Source organism: Pseudomonas sp. FP597, from assembly GCF_030687435.1.
In the GTDB taxonomy this organism is placed as follows: Bacteria; Pseudomonadota; Gammaproteobacteria; order Pseudomonadales; family Pseudomonadaceae; genus Aquipseudomonas; species Aquipseudomonas lactucae.
Genome location: NZ_CP117432.1, coordinates 3,205,938 through 3,222,181, shown reverse-complemented (window position 1 = coordinate 3,222,181; position 16,244 = coordinate 3,205,938). Strand labels below are relative to the sequence as shown.

Genomic DNA, 16,244 nt, shown 5'->3' with positions numbered 1-16,244 from the left:
AAACAGCATTTGACCGAAACATATGGAAATACGTATATTCGAATATCCCTATCTACAAGGGCCCCGCCATGCCGGACCTCTTCTCTGCGCCCACCCTGTTCAAATGCCTGGCCGATGCCACCCGCGCCCGGATCACACTATTGATTCTGCGCGAAGGCGAACTTTGCGTATGTGAATTGATCCATGCTCTGGGCGACAGTCAGCCGAAAATTTCTCGCCATCTGGCGCAACTGCGCAACGGCGGATTAGTGCTCGATCGTCGCCAGGGGCAATGGATCTACTACCGCATCAACCCGGCCCTGCCTGAGTGGGTAAAGCAGGTGCTGGACACCACCCTGCAAGCCAACCAGCCATGGTTGCAACACGACGCACTGCGTCTGGATGCAATGGGCGACCGACCACAACGGGCCAGCACCTGCTGCTGAGCCATCGGAGCGTTTATACATGCTTGTCGCAATTGCGATTTTTATCGTCACCATCATCCTGGTCATCTGGCAGCCCAAGGGGCTGGGCGTCGGCTGGAGCGCCACGCTGGGCGCGATCCTCGCCCTCGCCTGCGGCGTGATCAGCCTGGCGGATATCCCGGTGGTGTGGCACATCATCTGGAACGCCACCGGCACCTTTGTCGCGCTGATCATCATCAGCCTGCTGCTGGATGAGGCCGGCTTCTTTGCCTGGACTGCCCTGCATGTGGCGCGTTGGGGCCGAGGGCGCGGGCGTCGACTGTTCGCCTACATGGTGCTGCTCGGGGCACTGGTGTCGGCGCTGTTCGCCAATGATGGCGCGGCGTTGATCCTGACCCCCATCGTCATGTCGATGCTGCTGGCGCTGCGCTTTTCTCCAGCGGCGACCCTGGCGTTCGTAATGGGCGCAGGCTTTATCGCCGACACGGCGAGCCTGCCGCTGGTGGTGTCGAACCTGGTGAATATCGTCTCGGCGGACTACTTCAAGATCGGCTTCAACGAATACGCGGCCGTGATGGTGCCGGTCAACTTCGTGAGTGTCGCCGCCACCCTGGCGGTGCTGCTGTGGTTCTTCCGTCGCGATATCCCACAGACCTACGACCCGGCCGACCTGGCCGACCCTGCCAGTGCCGTCCACGACCGTGCCACGTTCCGCGCCGGCTGGTGGGTGCTGGGCATCCTGTTGGTCGGCTGCTTTGCCCTGGAGCCGCTGGGCATTCCCATCAGTGCGATTTCCGCGGTGTGCGCCGTTCTGCTGCTGGTGATTGCCGCCAAGGGTCACAATATCTCCACGCGCAAAGTGCTGAAGGAAGCGCCGTGGCAGATCGTGGTGTTTTCCTTGGGGATGTACCTGGTGGTCTATGGCCTGCGAAACGCCGGCCTCACCACGTACCTGGCGACCTGGCTGGATACCTTTGCCACCTACGGCGTCTGGGGCGCGGCCATGGGCACCGGCGTGCTGACCGCGTTGCTGTCCTCGGCGATGAACAACCTGCCGACCGTATTGATCGGCGCGCTGTCCATCGAGTCCAGCCATGCCGTGGGCGTGGTCAAGGACGCGATGATCTACGCCAATGTAATCGGCAGCGACCTCGGCCCCAAGATCACCCCTATCGGCAGCCTCGCCACATTGCTGTGGCTGCATATCCTGGCGCGCAAGGGCATCACCATTACCTGGGGCTATTACTTCAAGGTCGGCATTGTGCTGACCCTGCCGGTACTGCTGATCACCCTTGCCGCCCTCGCCCTGCGCCTGAGTATTTAAGATGAAAGTTCTGTTCATGTGTACGGCCAACAGCTGCCGCAGCATTTTGTCCGAGGCGGTGTTCAACCACCTCGCACCCGAGGGTTTCGAGGCCGTCAGCTCCGGCAGCTTCCCCAAGGGCCAGGTGCTGCCCCGCAGCCTGAGTACGCTGCAAGCTGCGGGCATCAGCACCGAGGGTTTGTACAGCAAGGGCAACGACGCCTTTGAAGGCAGCCCGCCGGACATCGTGATCACAGTATGCGACAAGGCCGCCGGTGAAGCCTGCCCGGTGTATTTCGGGCCGGCCGTGAAGGCGCATTGGGGCTTGGAGGATCCTTCCGATGTGCAGGGCGATGAAGCCCGTGTGGACGCTGCGTTCAACGCCACGCTCGAGACAATCGAAACCCGCTGCCGGGCGTTCTTCGCCCTGCCCTTTGCCAACCTCGCGCCGGTTGAGTTGAAGGCAGAACTCGCGCGCATCGCAGCACTGTAGCCGCAGAAAAGCAGTCACAACGGGTCAATCAACAGTCGATTTGAGCGCGCCTGCTGACGTATGCTTTGCGACTTTCTCGAAAGGAAGCGGGCATGTTGGCGATCTTTTTTTACGCACTGGTGTTTGGTTTTGTGTTTTGCCTCTCCCCCGGCGCCGTGCTGGCGGAGACCTTGCGTCGCGGCTTGCTCCAGGGGTTCACGCCTGCGCTGTTGGTACAGATCGGCTCACTGGTGGGCGATGCCGTGTGGGCGGTGATCGGCCTGACCGGCATCGCCCTGCTGATCCAGCATGACGCCGTGCGTGTGCCGCTGACGGTGATCTGCGCGCTGTACCTGGCCTGGCTCGGCGTACGCAGCCTGATTGACGCCTGGCACCTGCCCGAGGCGGACGACGCACCGGCCAGCTCCGGGAAAAACGCACTGGCGGTGGGTGCTGCGATTTCCCTGGCCAACCCGAAGAACATCGTTTATTGGGGCGCGTTGGGCAGCGCGTTGTCCGGTATCGTCGGCGCCACGCCCAGCCATGGGCAGACGCTGATGTTTTTTGCCGGGTTTATGCTGGCCTCGGTGCTGTCGTGTTTTCTGATCGCCGCGCTGGTGAACCTGTTGCGCAAGAACGCATCCCCGTTGTGGCAGCGCATCAGTTATGGCACCTGCGGTGTGGTATTGATTTATCTGGCGGTGCTCGCGGCCCAGGGTGTATGAAGTTATACAGGCATAGGTTCTACACATCCTGGATGCGACTTTGAACCTGTGGCGAGGGAGCTTGCTCCCGTGACGAACTGACTGGCGCCCCGGTACTGATCTGATGCACTGCGGTTCAAAATGTGGAAGCGGGCTTGCTCGCGAATACGGTGGATCCGTCAATGAATTTGGTGACTGTCACTCCGCTTTCGCGAGCAAGCCCGCTCCCACACTTTGACCGCTTAAATGTCTTGCAACTTGATCGCCTGCCCGATAGTCACGGGAGCAAGCTCCCTCGCCACAGGTTCGACCATACCCGAGATGTGTAGATACCCAGACAGAGGCCAACACTTGCCTGAATGTACGCTGAAACCCAACTCAGCAGCCGATGAGAGATAAGCGACGTGAACCGTATCGAACAGGTCGCGCTGATGGCCACCTACAACCAGTGGATGAACCGCAAGGTCTATGACGCTGCCGCTCAGCTGTCAGAGGCGCAAGTGCGCCTGGATCGCCAGGCATTTTTCGGCTCGATTCTCGGCACGCTCAATCACCTGGCGCTGGGTGACACGGTCTGGCTCAAGCGCTTTGCCCAGCACCCGGCAGGCTTCACGGCGTTGGTCCCCCTGGAGACCATCGCCCAGCCCGGTGACCTCAAGCAATTAGCCTTCGCCGACCTGGATGCGCTGGCGGCCCGTCGCGTCTGGCTGGACCAATTGATCCTCGACTGGGTCAGCACCTTGCGTGAGCCCGATCTCGACCAGCAACTGCACTATCGCAACATGCGCGGCGTGGCGGCCAGCAAGCCGTTTTTCAGCCTGCTGACGCATTTCTTCAACCACCAAACCCACCACCGAGGGCAAGTGACGACCTTGCTGACCCAGGCGGGGGTGGATGTTGGCGACACCGACCTGCTGGCGCTGATCGACTGAGTTCAGCGTGCCTGCAATTGGGCATAGGCCTGCATCAGGCGCGCAAAGTCATGGGGTTCAGGCAGTTGCGCAAAGTGCTCGACAGCCGGAGTGACCGCCCAGGGCAGCTTTTCACAGGTCCATGTTTCCATGAACGGCACGTAATCGTGGGCATTATCCAGCAAGGTCGCGCGTACATTGACGAACTCATCGATGCCATGAGGACGCGTAAACAGCCAGCTCATGCAATGGGAACAGCAGTAGTGGCGATCCAGGCCATGCAGCCCGCCAACCACGGGGCAGCCTTGCGTCACGGTGAAAGCGTCGGCAGCGAACAGTGCGCTGAGGGAGAATGCGCTGGAGGTCATCTTCTGACAGCCGGTGCAGTGACAGGCCATGGTGATCACAGGGGCCTGGCTCACGCTGAAGCGCACGCGGTTACAACGGCAACTGCCCGCTTGCGGCAGGGTTTCGACACTCATCATTCAGTCCTTTTTATGATCAGGGGAAGCAGTTTTTCGTAGACGCTCTATGCAGAAGCCCCGGTCAAACCAGGGCTTCCTCTTAACACTCAATCATCATTGGACACCGGCCTGTGGCGCACCTTGTACCCCGGAAGAGCCGCGGCATACGCCAGCGCCTGTTCACGGGAGTCGAAGGACGCCAACCGGTCGTTGTGCGTACACACGCGCCAGGGTCCGTAGTTGACCTGCACGATGTGGTACCCATTCAGATGCAGCTTTTTCAACATTGGAACGCTCATAGTCACCTCGCTTTCCTGAGATTTCCACGGGTTGCGCAGACTACCTTACACCCTCATCCAGCGTTGTGGCAGGTGTTGCGTTGTTCCAAAAACGAGCGTCGTGAAGGTGTTCTGACAACTCCATCCTTGTTCAAAAGTAAAGGCACCGGCCGCGCCACTGGACGCAGACAGCCGCCTGCTAACCGACCGGTCTGGCGAAATGCTTGGTCAGTTCGAGCAACGTCGCTCGCAATTCGGGCGGACGCACCGGCTTGGACAGGATCGAGATATTCATGTGGGTCAATGTGCTGCGGATACGCTCGATTTCGTGCCCCGTCATGATCATCGCCGGGACTTCCCAGCCACGCTGCTCGCGAATCGCGGCAATACACTCGGCGCCTGAAATTTTCGGACCCAGGTCGAAGTCGGCAATGACGATGTCGCAGTCGGTCGTCACGTTCAGTCCATCGCTATGGGTCTCCACCTCGCATCCCCATTTTTCCAACAAGGCCGAGGTCGCCATCAGCACATTGGCATCATCTTCCACCAGGCACACCCGCAGGCCCTGCAGGCGACTGTGCGTGGCCGGCGGCCGTTGCGCCTCGGCACGTGGCAGGATGCGCTCCAGCCCCAGGATGGTGGCGCATGTGCCCTGGCCGAGTCGGGAGTCCAACCGAATATCCAGATTGATCAGTTGGCTGATACGCTTGACGATGGACAGGCCCAACCCAAGGCCCTCGACGTCCTTGTCACGTGCATGACGCACCCGATAGAACTCTTTGAATACATTCGGCAAATGCTCGGCGGCGATACCGCGTCCCTTGTCGTAGATGACAATAGCCAACCCCCGACCTCTGGGACGCACACTGATCAATACCGGCTGGCCGGATGCGTATTTGAGCGTGTTGGACACCAGGTTCTGCACCATGGTGGTCAACAACCCGGCATTGACGTTCACCCAATGCTGACAAGGGCGCAGGCGCAGTTCAACCCCGGCCCAGCGGGCCGCTTCGGTGTTCTGTTTGACCACATCCTGCAACAGAGCCCCCAGGTTCACGGGCTCCGATTGCGGTTCAAGCTTGCCGTTGTCGAGGGTGTAGATATCCAGAATCGAGCGGAACAGCTGGGAAACGGTGTGCAGCGAGCGGTCAATGTTGTCCACCAGGCGCAGTTCTTCGCTGCCCAGCTTCGCGTCGCGCAGGCATGCGGTGAACAGGCCGATGGAATGAATCGGCTGGCGCAGGTCATGACTGGCCTGGGCCAGGAAGCGTGACTTCTCCTGGTTGGCGGCGATCGCTTCTTCCGATGCGATACGTGTACGTTTGAGCAGGATATGGGCGTAGGCAGGCACCACAATGGTGGTCACGATCAGCATGAGGAACATGTAGGGCTGACCACGCCAGAAAGGCGTCAGCACGAAGATCATGATCAGCATGCCCAGAGCGATGAGTGTCGCGGCGGCCAGGTAACGTGAGCCGAAGCGCATGCCATTGCCCAGCGTGACCCATAGCAAGGCCGCGTAGACCGGCAACGCCCCTTCCCCGCCAACAACCATGGCGAAAGAGATGCCCGTATAGTCATGGGCCATGGCGAACAATCGACGCCAGAAGAAGTGTCCTGGCCAACGCTTGATCGCCATGCGCAGAGGCACCGCCACGCTGATGAAAAACGCCATGTACCACATGATCGGCACGTAGGTGGCGAAGTCACTGGAAGGCAGGCAGGCCACCACAAAAATGTACAACGAGGCACAGGTGCTGACCGTCAAACGCAACGTGGCCTGATCCAACTCGCTGTTCTTTTCCGTCATGTTCATTGCAATTCTCCAACGTGAAACCCGCTTCAAATTTGAAACACAGAGTTACAGTTTGCGTTACGATGCGCCGATCAGGAGGTGAGATGGACCTTGAGCATGACGCACAGAATCATAGTGGCAGATGACCACCCTCTGTTTCGCGAAGGTATGCTGAGAACCCTTGAGCGGCTTATGCCCGCGGCGGTAATAGAGCAGGCGGGTAATCTGGATGAAGTGCTGGCATTGGCGCGATCCGGCGCGGAAGTCGATTCGTTGATCCTCGATCTGCGCTTCCCCGGTATCACGTCGACGCACGCCATCGGCCAATTGCGCAACGAGTTCAAACGTACCTCGATCATTGTGGTGTCGATGATCGACGACCTGGAGATTATTTCCCAGGTCATCGCGCAAGGCGCCGATGGTTTTATCGGCAAGAATGTTGACCCAGCAGGCATTGCCGACGCCATCATGGCGATTCGTGAAGGCGAAGTGGTGGTCAAATACAACCCTGAAAACCCCGTCTTAGATCCCAGCCTTTCCTCGCTCACCGCCCGCCAAAAGCAAGTGCTCGGCCTGATCGCCGCCGGCAAGACCAACAAGGAGATCGCCAAGCAACTGGGTATCTCTCCGTTCACCGTACGCATCCATGTTTCCACGCTGCTTAAATCCCTGGGGGTGCCCACGCGTGCGGCAGCTGCGGCTCAATTCAGCAACTTTCCCGGCATTAGCGGGTGGGCGGGCAAACTCGATACATAAGTCACAACACGGCGCAAACAATGAGGGTGATACAGACGCTTTTCGCCTATAGCACATCTGCACTATAGCGTCAGCTCACACTCCCCCCCTAAGCTGTGCACGCTCGACAACGTCTTAAAACAGCAAACCGGAACGCATGCCGGAACCCACTTCAGCCGTCAGGCTGTCGCGTTCTCGCGTGTTTATTCGCACTGCAATCAACGGGGCGATTAGTTGCACTCCGCGGGTCAACTTTTTCGTAAATCCGGTCGAAATGGAACAGTTCATAACACAACTCAAGGTACGTCTTATGTGCTTAAAATATGGAAAAAGACTGAGAATCGGATTCACACTTTGCTTGCTCACCGGCGTCCTCGGAGGCTGTGCAAACACTGGCGACTTGATGAGTTCCTTGAACCCGGGAGCGCAAAAATACGATGTTGTTTACCTGAAAAAGACCCTTATTCCCGGCAAGACCACCAAGACTCAAGTGACGCAATTGTTTGGCACGCCAGCCGAGGAACATCTTGATTCAAGCAGCAAAAGCAACGAATCAAGCTGGACCTACAGTAAGAGCGAAGAGGGTCTCGACAAGTACATGGCCCTGGCTCATAAATATGTCTCGACCGAGACCAGCCTGAAGATGTACGACGCCTCCGCACAAGTATCCAAAGCCCAGGGCGTCGCCAATGACGTCAGCAGTGCTACCAACACTAAAAAGATCCAGAACCAGAACCAAGGGTCGAGGCTGATCATTTACTTCGTCGACGACGTGGTGGATTACTACAGGCTTTACTGACCCGTTCCTGACAAGACCGCCGAACGGTTCGCTCACCGATCTCAGGGGCGGCATCCAGTGATGCCGCCACCTGGATGCCCCTCGCCGATATCCCGACATTGATCATTGCGTCGATATTCCTGCGCATCGCCATCGAGCGCGGACGAGGACCCCACGGACTAGCAGGTGTAGCGTCCAGCGAAACGCGCCGCGGCGACCGCTCTGTTAGGCACATTCAACACACGGATCAGCGAAGACACATGAATACGTACGGTATAGGGAGAGATTTCCAGTTCAGCGGCAATTTCCTTGTTGGTTTTACCTTGCGCGATCAAGCGCCAGACTTCCCTCTGCCTTGACGTCAGCTTGCCTATAACGTCATTACCTTCGAACAAAGGTGCGTCGGCAGGCTCGTATTTGACTATGACTTGGCCATTACGAATAGCGCTGATAGCGTCGCGCACTTCTTCGGCTGAAACATTCTTACCAATAAATCCATTGACGCCCGCCTCCATCACACGCGCAATGACCACGTCGTCATCAATTGCCGAAACAACGATGATTGCAGTAGAGACTCTTTCCTTACACAGCTTTGCAAGTGCTTGCAGGGAGCACAATCCCGGCAACCGCACTTCGATAAACAGCATGGCAACCGGTTGCCAGCGCTCTAGAAGAACACCGACCTCTTCCAAGTTTCCCGCCTGCTTTATGATTGCCTCAGGCATTAAACATTGCAGTAGCCCTCTCATCCCTTCTCGATAAAGCGGGTGCCCGTCCGCCACGACAATTCGGCAACTCATATCAGCAAGCACAACCCGTTCAGATCATTGAAAACACGCACCGATCATGTCCGAGTCATACAACTTATGATATAGAACACCTGAACTAGTACACCTGTACTACCCCTCAAGGCGAGTTAGTTGGCCCCCGTCTCATAGTGCATCTTGAGCACTTCAACGATTCGCTCCTGCCCCTCCGCGCCAGAGGGACTGGCTGATTTGATTGATTGCCCACGGTAGGGCCCCTCTGCAGCAAGCCAATTCTGCACCCTGACCGTCTGTTTCGGTTGCTTACCGGACGTGGGACCCGACGAAATTTCATTGGTGAACCGACAGGTCTCGAACGTCCCGAGTGGCGTCTTGATCGTCTCACGGCCATTGTAGGTCAGCTTTTCCGTCACCTCGAAATCAAGTGTGGCGCCGCTGCTGACCACCTGGTTCTTGTAGCTGACGGTGACTGTCTGCCCCGGCTGTAAATCCAGCGGTGTCGCGGGAGGAGGATTGTAAACAGTGGTGGTCAATGAAGCGCCGGCGCCATGCCGATCACCGTAGCGAATCAACTGACCGTCCTTGATTTGCGCATAGGTAGTCGTGAAAAACACCGGTGAGTTGTTCATGAACGTCGTGTGTAATGAAGCCACTGGATTGGCGCCGGCGAAATCTTCACGGCCCAACGCTTGCGTCTTATTGCGACTGGTTACCGAGGACAGGTTATCGCGGCTTTCATAATCCACCACAGTGCCCGCCTGGAAATCCGCCTCATTGGTGCACGGCGCCGAGGACTCCGCTGCGCCAACCGCTGCCACGGTCCAGGTAGCGCCAGCAAGCATCAGCGAGGTCAAGACCATTTTTCTGGTGGTTGAATTTTTCAAAAAACAGATCCTTGTTCACGTTCTATAGGGCGGATTGAACAGCGGAGCAACTGTGATCCAACGCTAAAGCGCGTGGCAATAGGACGGCTGTGCTATTGCGCTGTGTTGAGCACGACAGTTTTGTAAGGCGCAGGCAAGGCACTCAATCGTAGAGTCGAACTGATCAGGCAGGACTGAGTGCGCATTCGGATAAACAAACGGATCGGTGCCCAGTCGCTGGCCGTTACCGGCTGGCGTTCCAGGCATCGCCGGCGGGCGCGGTGCCACGGTCATAGGGCTTGCCCAACCACATGTAGAGCAGGCCCAGGCCAATGACGATGGCCGTGCTCAGCAACATCGCATAGTTGATGTACCACGCCGCGTCCGGCGTGCGCGGCCAGGCCATGTTGACGATGGCGCCCACGCCATAGACCAGCGCCCCGATATTCACCGGCAGGCCCCAGCCGCCCAGGGCAAACTTGCCGCTGGGTTTCCAGCCTCGAGCGCGCGCGTACAGGGCGGCGAGCACGATCATCTGGAAGGCCAGGTAAATCCCGATCGCCGCGAAGCTGACGATGGTCGCCACGGCGTCCTGGAGGAAGAAACCGAGGGCGATGATCAGCGTCGGCAGCACGCCGGAGACGAACAGCGCGGCCACCGGCACCTGGGTGGTCGGCGAAATACGCTTCAGCAGGCCGCTGCCGATTACCATTTCATCGCGGGCGTAGGCATACAGCAGTCGGCTGGCGGCGGCCTGCAGACTGATCACGCAGGAGATGAAAGAGACCATCACCACGCCCATCACCACCTTCGAACCGACGCTGCCGAAGGCATTGTTGAGGATGGTGGTGACCGGGTCCTTATCGGTGCCGTTGATCACCGCCTGCATGTCCGGCACGGCGAGGATCAGCGCCAGGCAGGCAAACATCGCGGCGACACCACCGATGTAGATGGTCATGCGCATGGCCACCGGGATTTGCTTGCTCGGGTTCGGGGTTTCCTCGGCCACGTCGCCGCACGCTTCGAAGCCGTAATAGAGGAACATGCCCGCCAGCGATGCGGTGAGGAACGCCGGCAAGTAAGAGCCGTCGACACGGATATCGAACGTGTTGAACAGCACGCTGATCGGCTGGTGGCGTTCAAACACCAGCAGATACACGCCAACGATCACCGCGCCGACCAGTTCACACAGAAACCCGAACATGGCGATGCGGGCCAGGACCTGGGTGCCGCTGAGGTTGACCAGGGTCGCAAACAGCGTCAGCAGCACGGCAATGACAATATTGGTGTTGTTGCTCGGCTCGAAACCGAGCATCGCCGCGAGGTAGGGACCGGCGCCGACCGCGACGGCGGCGATGGTGACGCACAGGGCGATGGAGTAAATCCAACCGACCATCCACGCCCAGCGTTTACCCACCAGACGTCTAGCCCAGGGATAGACGCCGCCGGAAATCGGGAACTGCGAAACCACCTCGCCGAAGATCAGGCACACCAGCAGCTGCCCGCAACCCACCAGCAGGTAGGCCCAGAACATCGGCGGGCCGCCGGCCGCCAGGCAGAGGCCGAACAGGGTGTAAACGCCCACCACCGGCGACAGGTAGGTAAAGCCCAGGGCGAAGTTTTCCCATAGGCTCATGCTGCGATTGAAGTTCGAGGTGTAGCCCAGTTTGCGCAGTTGTTCGGCATCGCTGTCGGCGTCTGCGCCGAGGTCAGGTCGTGCACTCATGGCGGTGTGGCTCCAGAAAATCGGCAGATTTTGGATGTCCGAAGCCGTGGCCAACGCCTGACGGCGCGTCCCGGATCGGTATTCTTGTAGTGGTTGTTGCGTGTTGCCTGGACGCCGCCTGTGACGAGCGGCTTGCCAGCGTTCGGTGTGGATGGACCGAGACTAATAGCCGACCCGGAGGTCGGCAAATACTAAATACCGAAAGCGGCGTTCGATTAAATAGATGGCTGGCCGTCAGCGTGACGGCGACGGTCGATGACGTTTATTGCAGGCCGGGCTATGCTAAAGCGCCATCCGCCCGGCTGGCCTGGTTTGCAAGGAATGCGTCATGGAGTTCGTGGTCCATAGCTATTGCCTCAAAGGTGCGCGCCAGGAGCCTTTGCTGCCCCCTGTGACCCTCACGCCGCAGTCGTTGACCTTGACGGTCGCCGAGCTCATTCGCCTGTCCGTTGCCGAACAGATCGCCGCGCTGTCGGTCCAGCATTGGCTGGAACACCTGTCGCTGCGTGAAGTGCTCGACCGTCAATACCTGAGCGAGCGCGATATTCGGCGGCAAGCCCGTGAAGGCGCGGTGACCATGCCTCAGGCCAGCGCAGCTGCGGAGCTGGATGTCGACGTTGAGGTCGCTCGCGCCTTGAAGGGTTTTCAAGCCCGTGCGTTCCGCGTTCTGCACAACGGCGTCTTGCTGCAAACACTCGATGACCCCATCGACTTGAGTCCCCCTTCCACGCTTGCGTTTATCCGCCTGGTGCCGCTGATTGGCGGTTGATCCTCGTCGCTCACTTCCCTGGATGCCCTCATGCAATCACGCCGCCCCGTGCCCGAACAAGCCACACGCCTCGCTGCGCTGCGCGCATTCTGTGACAGCGCGCTGGATGGCTATCCCGCGCTCAGCCGATATGACGCGTTCGAGCTCGATTTCTGGGACGGCATCGACTTCCTGCGCATCGCCGATGACTGGGTCAGGCAGCAGCCCAAGGAGGGACCCAAGGCGCTGGCTGATGGGTTTGTGTTCCCGACCGTCTGGGACGACCTGGAGGATCGCCGCGATCAACAGCGCTACGGCCTGCAATATCGACTCTGCGACGCGTGGATCACCGCGCACCCGGATACCTATGCGCTGGAGCAGATCGGTGCGCGACTGCGGCACATGCTGCAATTTGCCTTCGAGGACAGTGACTATCCCTTGCCCACTGACGAAGATGGCCCTGCCTATTACCGCAGAAGTCTGGACCAGGCCTGGGCTTTTCCTGACGTTCAGGCCTGCCTCAATCGCCTGAGCAATTACCCGCCTGCCCCGGCCTGGCTGACGCTCGCCGAATGGTTGCTGGACGGCAGCTGGAACCGCGAGCAGCCGCCTTCGCCGCCGGATGAAGACACGCGAAAAATCGCCGATGCCTATGTCTACGTGCACCAGGAAATCGAGCGTTTCGCACTGGGCCTGCTGGCCGCGGGCCGCCTCGATTACCCGCGCTTCGTCCGGGCGGCCAATACCTGGGGCCGCGCCATGATGTTCTACGCAGACGACGCCGGGCTGGACAGCGATGATGTGGACATGGATCGGTACGCCGAGGACGCATTCGACGATGATGAGTCAACCGAAAGCGCAGCCCCTGCCGCTGAAGGGTCCGCAGCCGTGCCCCCTGAACTGGCGCGCTTCACCGTGCGTTATGTCGAGGACGCCCTGGCTGGGCTGCCCGAAAACGCCGAGAAGCTGGCGGACACCTTTCGTTCGGTAGAGGTGTATCAGACCCGCTGGTTGCTGCAGTCCCTGGCGGTGATCGAAAGGCTGGGCATGACACCGGATAATTTTGTCGACGGCTTCGGCTATACGGCCGCCGTGCTCGAGCGCTTCCTGGCGCTTCAGACATTGCCCAAGCCCGCATCGGCTGAACTGCTCGCGGCGCTGAACGGTTTTTCCAGGCATACCCTGCTGACCGCCCTGCCCTACGCCGGGCATGCCAGCCGCGTGGTGCTCGACGCGCTCGGTTGGAATGATCTGCAAGCCTTCCAGCGTGAATACCTGAGCATTGCCCTGGCACCGCAGTCCGGCTGGGGCAGTGACCTGCCCAACACACAGGATGAGACCGTGGGTGTGGTGGACCGCTACTTGCTGGACAAGGCGCTGGCCGAGGCCGACCCCGACCACCTGCGCGACTACCTCGCGGCACTCGAACCTTCGCACTGGGCGTTTCCCGAGACGCGTGTACTGCTCGACGCCTACCAGGGCGTCGGCCGAGCAGCGCTGGAAAAGAAACTGACCCGCCATGCACAGGCGTCCATGCGCATCTATGGGGTACTGCCCGTCACGGACGCGGACGACGTACGCCAGCGCTATCTGATGTTCAAGAAACTGCACAAAGAGGTGCGCAAATACGGCGCTGAACGACAAGCCAACTCCCATGCCGCGATACAGGCAGGCCTGGAAAATCTCGCGCGTGTCGCCGGCTATCCCTCGGCGATTCGCCTGGAATGGGCCATGGAAGCGCAGATCGCCGAGTCGGCAGTGACGGCCGCCACGATCGATGGCTATGACGTCAGACTGATCATCGACGGCTTGTCGCCCGCACTGCACGTCGGCAAAGCCGGAAAAACCCTGAAAACCGCACCGCCCGCGATTCGCAAACATCCCGACTTCGTCGCCCTCAAGACCCGGCAAACCCAGCTCAAGGACCAGATCGCGCGCTTCTGCCACACCCTGGAAGCGATGATGAGCAGCGGCGAAGCCCTGGCGCTGGACGCGCTGAAACCGCTGTTGAACATGCCTGCGGTGCGCCTGCTGCTGGAACAACTGATTGTGCAGGCTGACGACGCTGTGCTGGGTTGGTTCGATGCCGCAACGCTGACGGTGACCGACCTTGAAGGCCGCCCGCACAGCGCAAAAAAACACCTGCGTATTGCTCACCCGTTTCATCTGTTCACGGCGGGCCAACTGTCGGCCTGGCAAAAAGAAGTGGTGACCCAGCGCCGCGTGCAGCCGTTCAAACAGGCCTTTCGCGAGTTGTACCTGCTGACGCCGGCTGAGCAAGACACCGGCCTGTGGTCCAACCGATTTGCCGGCCACCGCCTCAAAGCCAAGGTCGCCGCGCGGTTGCTGCAGGCCCGCGGCTGGTCGACCTCAAGCGTCGAAGACATCTATTTCGAGAGCAAGGAGCACGGCATTTACGCGATGTTCAACTTTCTGGACACCGGCCATTACCTCTCGGAAACCGAACACTTTACCTTCGACACGATCGCGTTCTACCGCGACCGGACAGCCCTACCGCTTGAGCAGGTCCCGCCGCTGCTGTTTTCGCAAGTCATGCGTGACGCCGACCTGCTGGTCTGCGTGGCCCATGCCGCGGACGGTTACAGCACCAGTAACGAAACCCTGCAACGCCGCGCCGAACTGGTCGGCGCGTTGATTCAAGGGCTAGGGCTGCGAAACGTCAAATGTGCAGGGCATTTTCTGTACGTCACCGGCCAGCGTGCGAACTACCGCATTCATCTGGGCAGCGCAGCCATCCATATCGAGCCCGGCAATTACCTGTGCATCGTGCCCGCCGGCAGTGGCGTCAGCGAGTTCTACCTGCCGTTCGCCGACACGGACCAGAAAATGGCCGAGGTACTGAGCAAGATGTTTCTGTTGCTGGACGACCTGAACATCACCGACAGCCTGATACTGGAGCAGATACAGCGCGGCGGCTGATATCGCCGCTCATCACTGATCCGGTGCGGCATCAAGGGGAATATCCAGGGTAAACGTTGCGCCCTGCCCGGCCCCGTCGCTATGCACGGTCAAGCGGCCGCCCATTTCCTGCGCAGCGAGGGCACAGCTGTGCAGGCCGAAACCGTGGCCTTCCTTGCGAGTGGTGAAGCCATGCGAAAAGATCCGCGCCAAGTGCTCTGGCGTGATCCCGTTGCCGTTATCGGTCACTGAAATACGCAGGACTGATGCGTCAACGAGGCAGGCATCGAGCGTAACGCAGGGGCTGCGATCAGCCACGCCTTCCAACGCATGCTTGGCGTTACTGATCAGGTTCACCAGAATCAGCAACACCCGGTGCCGATCCAGCGGCAGCAAGGGCAAGTCGGCAATCCTCTTGACCAGCGTCACCCCCTGACGCTCCAGCGAACCGGCACTCATGCGCAACGCATCGTCGACTAACCCGGCGACCGAGACTGTCTCCACGACACTGACCGCAACGGCATAGGACTGCTGGGCAGCGACGATGGTCTTGATGTGGTCAATGCCCTTGGTGAGTTGCCCGAGTTCTTCGACAATGCCTTGTTGCTCTGCCGTCACCACCTCCGCCAGCTTGAGCAGGTAGTCGGGCAGCATCTTGCCTTTGGGATCGTTGGCGAGAAAATCGCTCAGGTCATCGACGTGTTCGTTCATCAGTTGAGCGACCTTGCCCAGCCCCTGGACTTTGGAGGTGCGCATCTGGTTGCTGACCAGGTCTGCCGACACGTTCACGCTGTTGAGGACGTTACCAACGTTGTGCAGCACAGCGGTGGCGATTTCGGCCATGCCCGCCTGGCGGGATTTTGCGTGCAGTTCGCTTTGCACCTGGCTCATGCGTAGCGCCGCGCGCACGCGAGCCTTGAGTTCCAGCGGCGAGAAGGGTTTGGCGATGTAGTCATCGGCGCCACTCTCCAGCCCGGAAACGCAGGCATCACTGCCGCCGCGAGCGGTCACCAGGATCACGGGCAAGTGGGCAAAACCGGGGCTGCCTTTGATTCTGGCGGTCAGGCCGAAGCCGTCGAGCAGCGGCATCATCACATCCGAGACAACGACATCGATGGGGCGACGCTGCAGGAGTGCCCAGGCCTGCTCTCCATCCACCGCGGTGGCGACGACATAGTCGTCACGCAAAAGCTCGCTGAGATAGCTGAGCATTTCCGGGCTGTCGTCCACCACCAGCACTTTGGATCGCGCGGCGTGTTCCGGGTGCTGCTCGTCGTCTACGCCTTGCGCCGGACTGCCCTGGCGGCCGTCGTCGAAACGCAGATGGCGCTGCTCGGTCGTGCTCGCTGTGCTCGGTGACGATGGCTCATGCATCGT

15 protein-coding genes and 2 pseudogenes are annotated in these 16,244 nt (G+C 59.8%); 9 read left to right on the top strand and 8 right to left on the bottom strand.

All coding sequences use genetic code 11. The annotated features are described in order from the left end of the window. The first annotated feature begins 68 nt into the window (after positions 1 to 68). The 5 genes from PSH66_RS14915 (at position 69) to PSH66_RS14895 (ending at position 3,815) form a co-directional block, all read left to right on the top strand. The gene (locus PSH66_RS14915; RefSeq protein WP_003173810.1) at positions 69 to 425 is read left to right on the top strand and encodes a metalloregulator ArsR/SmtB family transcription factor; all 357 of its coding nucleotides are present in this window, start codon (positions 69 to 71) and stop codon (positions 423 to 425) included. 19 nt (positions 426 to 444) lie between these two features. Continuing rightward, positions 445 to 1,728, top strand: coding sequence for an arsenic transporter (locus PSH66_RS14910; RefSeq protein ID WP_003173809.1), 1,284 nt, complete (start codon positions 445 to 447; stop codon positions 1,726 to 1,728). A 1-nt stretch (position 1,729) separates the two neighbouring features. Next, positions 1,730 to 2,200, top strand: a complete 471-nt coding sequence (locus PSH66_RS14905) for an arsenate reductase ArsC (RefSeq protein ID WP_003173808.1) — start codon at positions 1,730 to 1,732, stop codon at positions 2,198 to 2,200. Between the two features lie 92 nt (positions 2,201 to 2,292). Beyond that, positions 2,293 to 2,904 (top strand): LysE family transporter, encoded by a 612-nt coding sequence (locus tag PSH66_RS14900; protein ID WP_078824577.1) that lies wholly within the window; start codon positions 2,293 to 2,295, stop codon positions 2,902 to 2,904. Positions 2,905 to 3,287: 383 nt separating this feature from the next. Further along, positions 3,288 to 3,815 carry a DinB family protein gene (locus PSH66_RS14895; protein ID WP_305429534.1) on the top strand — a complete coding sequence of 176 codons (528 nt, stop codon included), beginning with the start codon at positions 3,288 to 3,290 and terminating at the stop codon, positions 3,813 to 3,815. A 2-nt stretch (positions 3,816 to 3,817) separates the two neighbouring features. Here the strand turns inward: PSH66_RS14895 and PSH66_RS14890 are convergent, their stop codons facing one another. The 3 genes from PSH66_RS14890 to PSH66_RS14880 form a co-directional block, all read right to left on the bottom strand. Continuing rightward, positions 3,818 to 4,276, bottom strand: coding sequence for a GFA family protein (locus PSH66_RS14890; protein ID WP_078824575.1), 459 nt, complete (start codon positions 4,274 to 4,276; stop codon positions 3,818 to 3,820). Positions 4,277 to 4,365: 89 nt separating this feature from the next. After that, entirely contained in the window at positions 4,366 to 4,557 is a 192-nt protein-coding gene (locus tag PSH66_RS14885; protein ID WP_042944646.1) for a hypothetical protein, read from the bottom strand. A 178-nt stretch (positions 4,558 to 4,735) separates the two neighbouring features. After that, positions 4,736 to 6,352, bottom strand: a complete 1,617-nt coding sequence (locus tag PSH66_RS14880; protein WP_003173798.1) for a hybrid sensor histidine kinase/response regulator — start codon at positions 6,350 to 6,352, stop codon at positions 4,736 to 4,738. A 96-nt stretch (positions 6,353 to 6,448) separates the two neighbouring features. Between PSH66_RS14880 and PSH66_RS14875 the strand changes: the two genes are divergently transcribed. Together PSH66_RS14875 and PSH66_RS14870 are read left to right on the top strand one after the other, a co-directional pair. Then, the gene (locus PSH66_RS14875; RefSeq protein ID WP_078824574.1) at positions 6,449 to 7,087 is read left to right on the top strand and encodes a response regulator transcription factor; all 639 of its coding nucleotides are present in this window, start codon (positions 6,449 to 6,451) and stop codon (positions 7,085 to 7,087) included. A gap of 382 nt (positions 7,088 to 7,469) precedes the next feature. Next, entirely contained in the window at positions 7,470 to 7,865 is a 396-nt protein-coding gene (locus PSH66_RS14870; protein WP_042944641.1) for a hypothetical protein, read from the top strand. 158 nt (positions 7,866 to 8,023) lie between these two features. On the opposite strand, the gene PSH66_RS14865 is transcribed toward PSH66_RS14870, so the two are convergent. The 3 genes from PSH66_RS14865 to PSH66_RS14855 all read right to left on the bottom strand — a co-directional run bounded on the left by PSH66_RS14865 (position 8,024) and on the right by PSH66_RS14855 (position 11,200). Continuing rightward, positions 8,024 to 8,644, bottom strand: a complete 621-nt coding sequence (locus PSH66_RS14865; protein ID WP_305429615.1) for a response regulator transcription factor — start codon at positions 8,642 to 8,644, stop codon at positions 8,024 to 8,026. Between the two features lie 116 nt (positions 8,645 to 8,760). Then, the gene (locus PSH66_RS14860) at positions 8,761 to 9,471 is read right to left on the bottom strand and encodes a hypothetical protein (RefSeq protein WP_003173792.1); all 711 of its coding nucleotides are present in this window, start codon (positions 9,469 to 9,471) and stop codon (positions 8,761 to 8,763) included. Positions 9,472 to 9,718: 247 nt separating this feature from the next. Beyond that, positions 9,719 to 11,200: an APC family permease gene (locus PSH66_RS14855; RefSeq protein ID WP_305429531.1), complete on the bottom strand. Its 1,482-nt coding sequence runs from the start codon at positions 11,198 to 11,200 to the stop codon at positions 9,719 to 9,721. Between the two features lie 328 nt (positions 11,201 to 11,528). Here PSH66_RS14855 and PSH66_RS14850 point away from each other — a divergent pair, with 328 nt between their 5' ends. Beyond that, complete coding sequence (locus PSH66_RS14850; protein ID WP_305429530.1) at positions 11,529 to 11,969, top strand: hypothetical protein; 441 nt, start codon at positions 11,529 to 11,531, stop codon at positions 11,967 to 11,969. A gap of 30 nt (positions 11,970 to 11,999) precedes the next feature. After that, positions 12,000 to 14,888 (top strand): DUF4132 domain-containing protein, encoded by a 2,889-nt coding sequence (locus PSH66_RS14845; RefSeq protein WP_305429529.1) that lies wholly within the window; start codon positions 12,000 to 12,002, stop codon positions 14,886 to 14,888. Positions 14,889 to 14,900: 12 nt separating this feature from the next. On the opposite strand, the pseudogene PSH66_RS30170 reads toward PSH66_RS14845, so the two are convergent. Both PSH66_RS30170 and PSH66_RS30165 read right to left on the bottom strand, forming a co-directional pair. Further along, positions 14,901 to 15,191: pseudogene (locus PSH66_RS30170) on the bottom strand (ATP-binding protein); the annotation flags it as partial. A 566-nt stretch (positions 15,192 to 15,757) separates the two neighbouring features. Beyond that, a pseudogene (locus PSH66_RS30165) lies at positions 15,758 to 16,046 on the bottom strand (response regulator transcription factor); the annotation flags it as partial. Positions 16,047 to 16,244 lie beyond the last annotated feature (198 nt).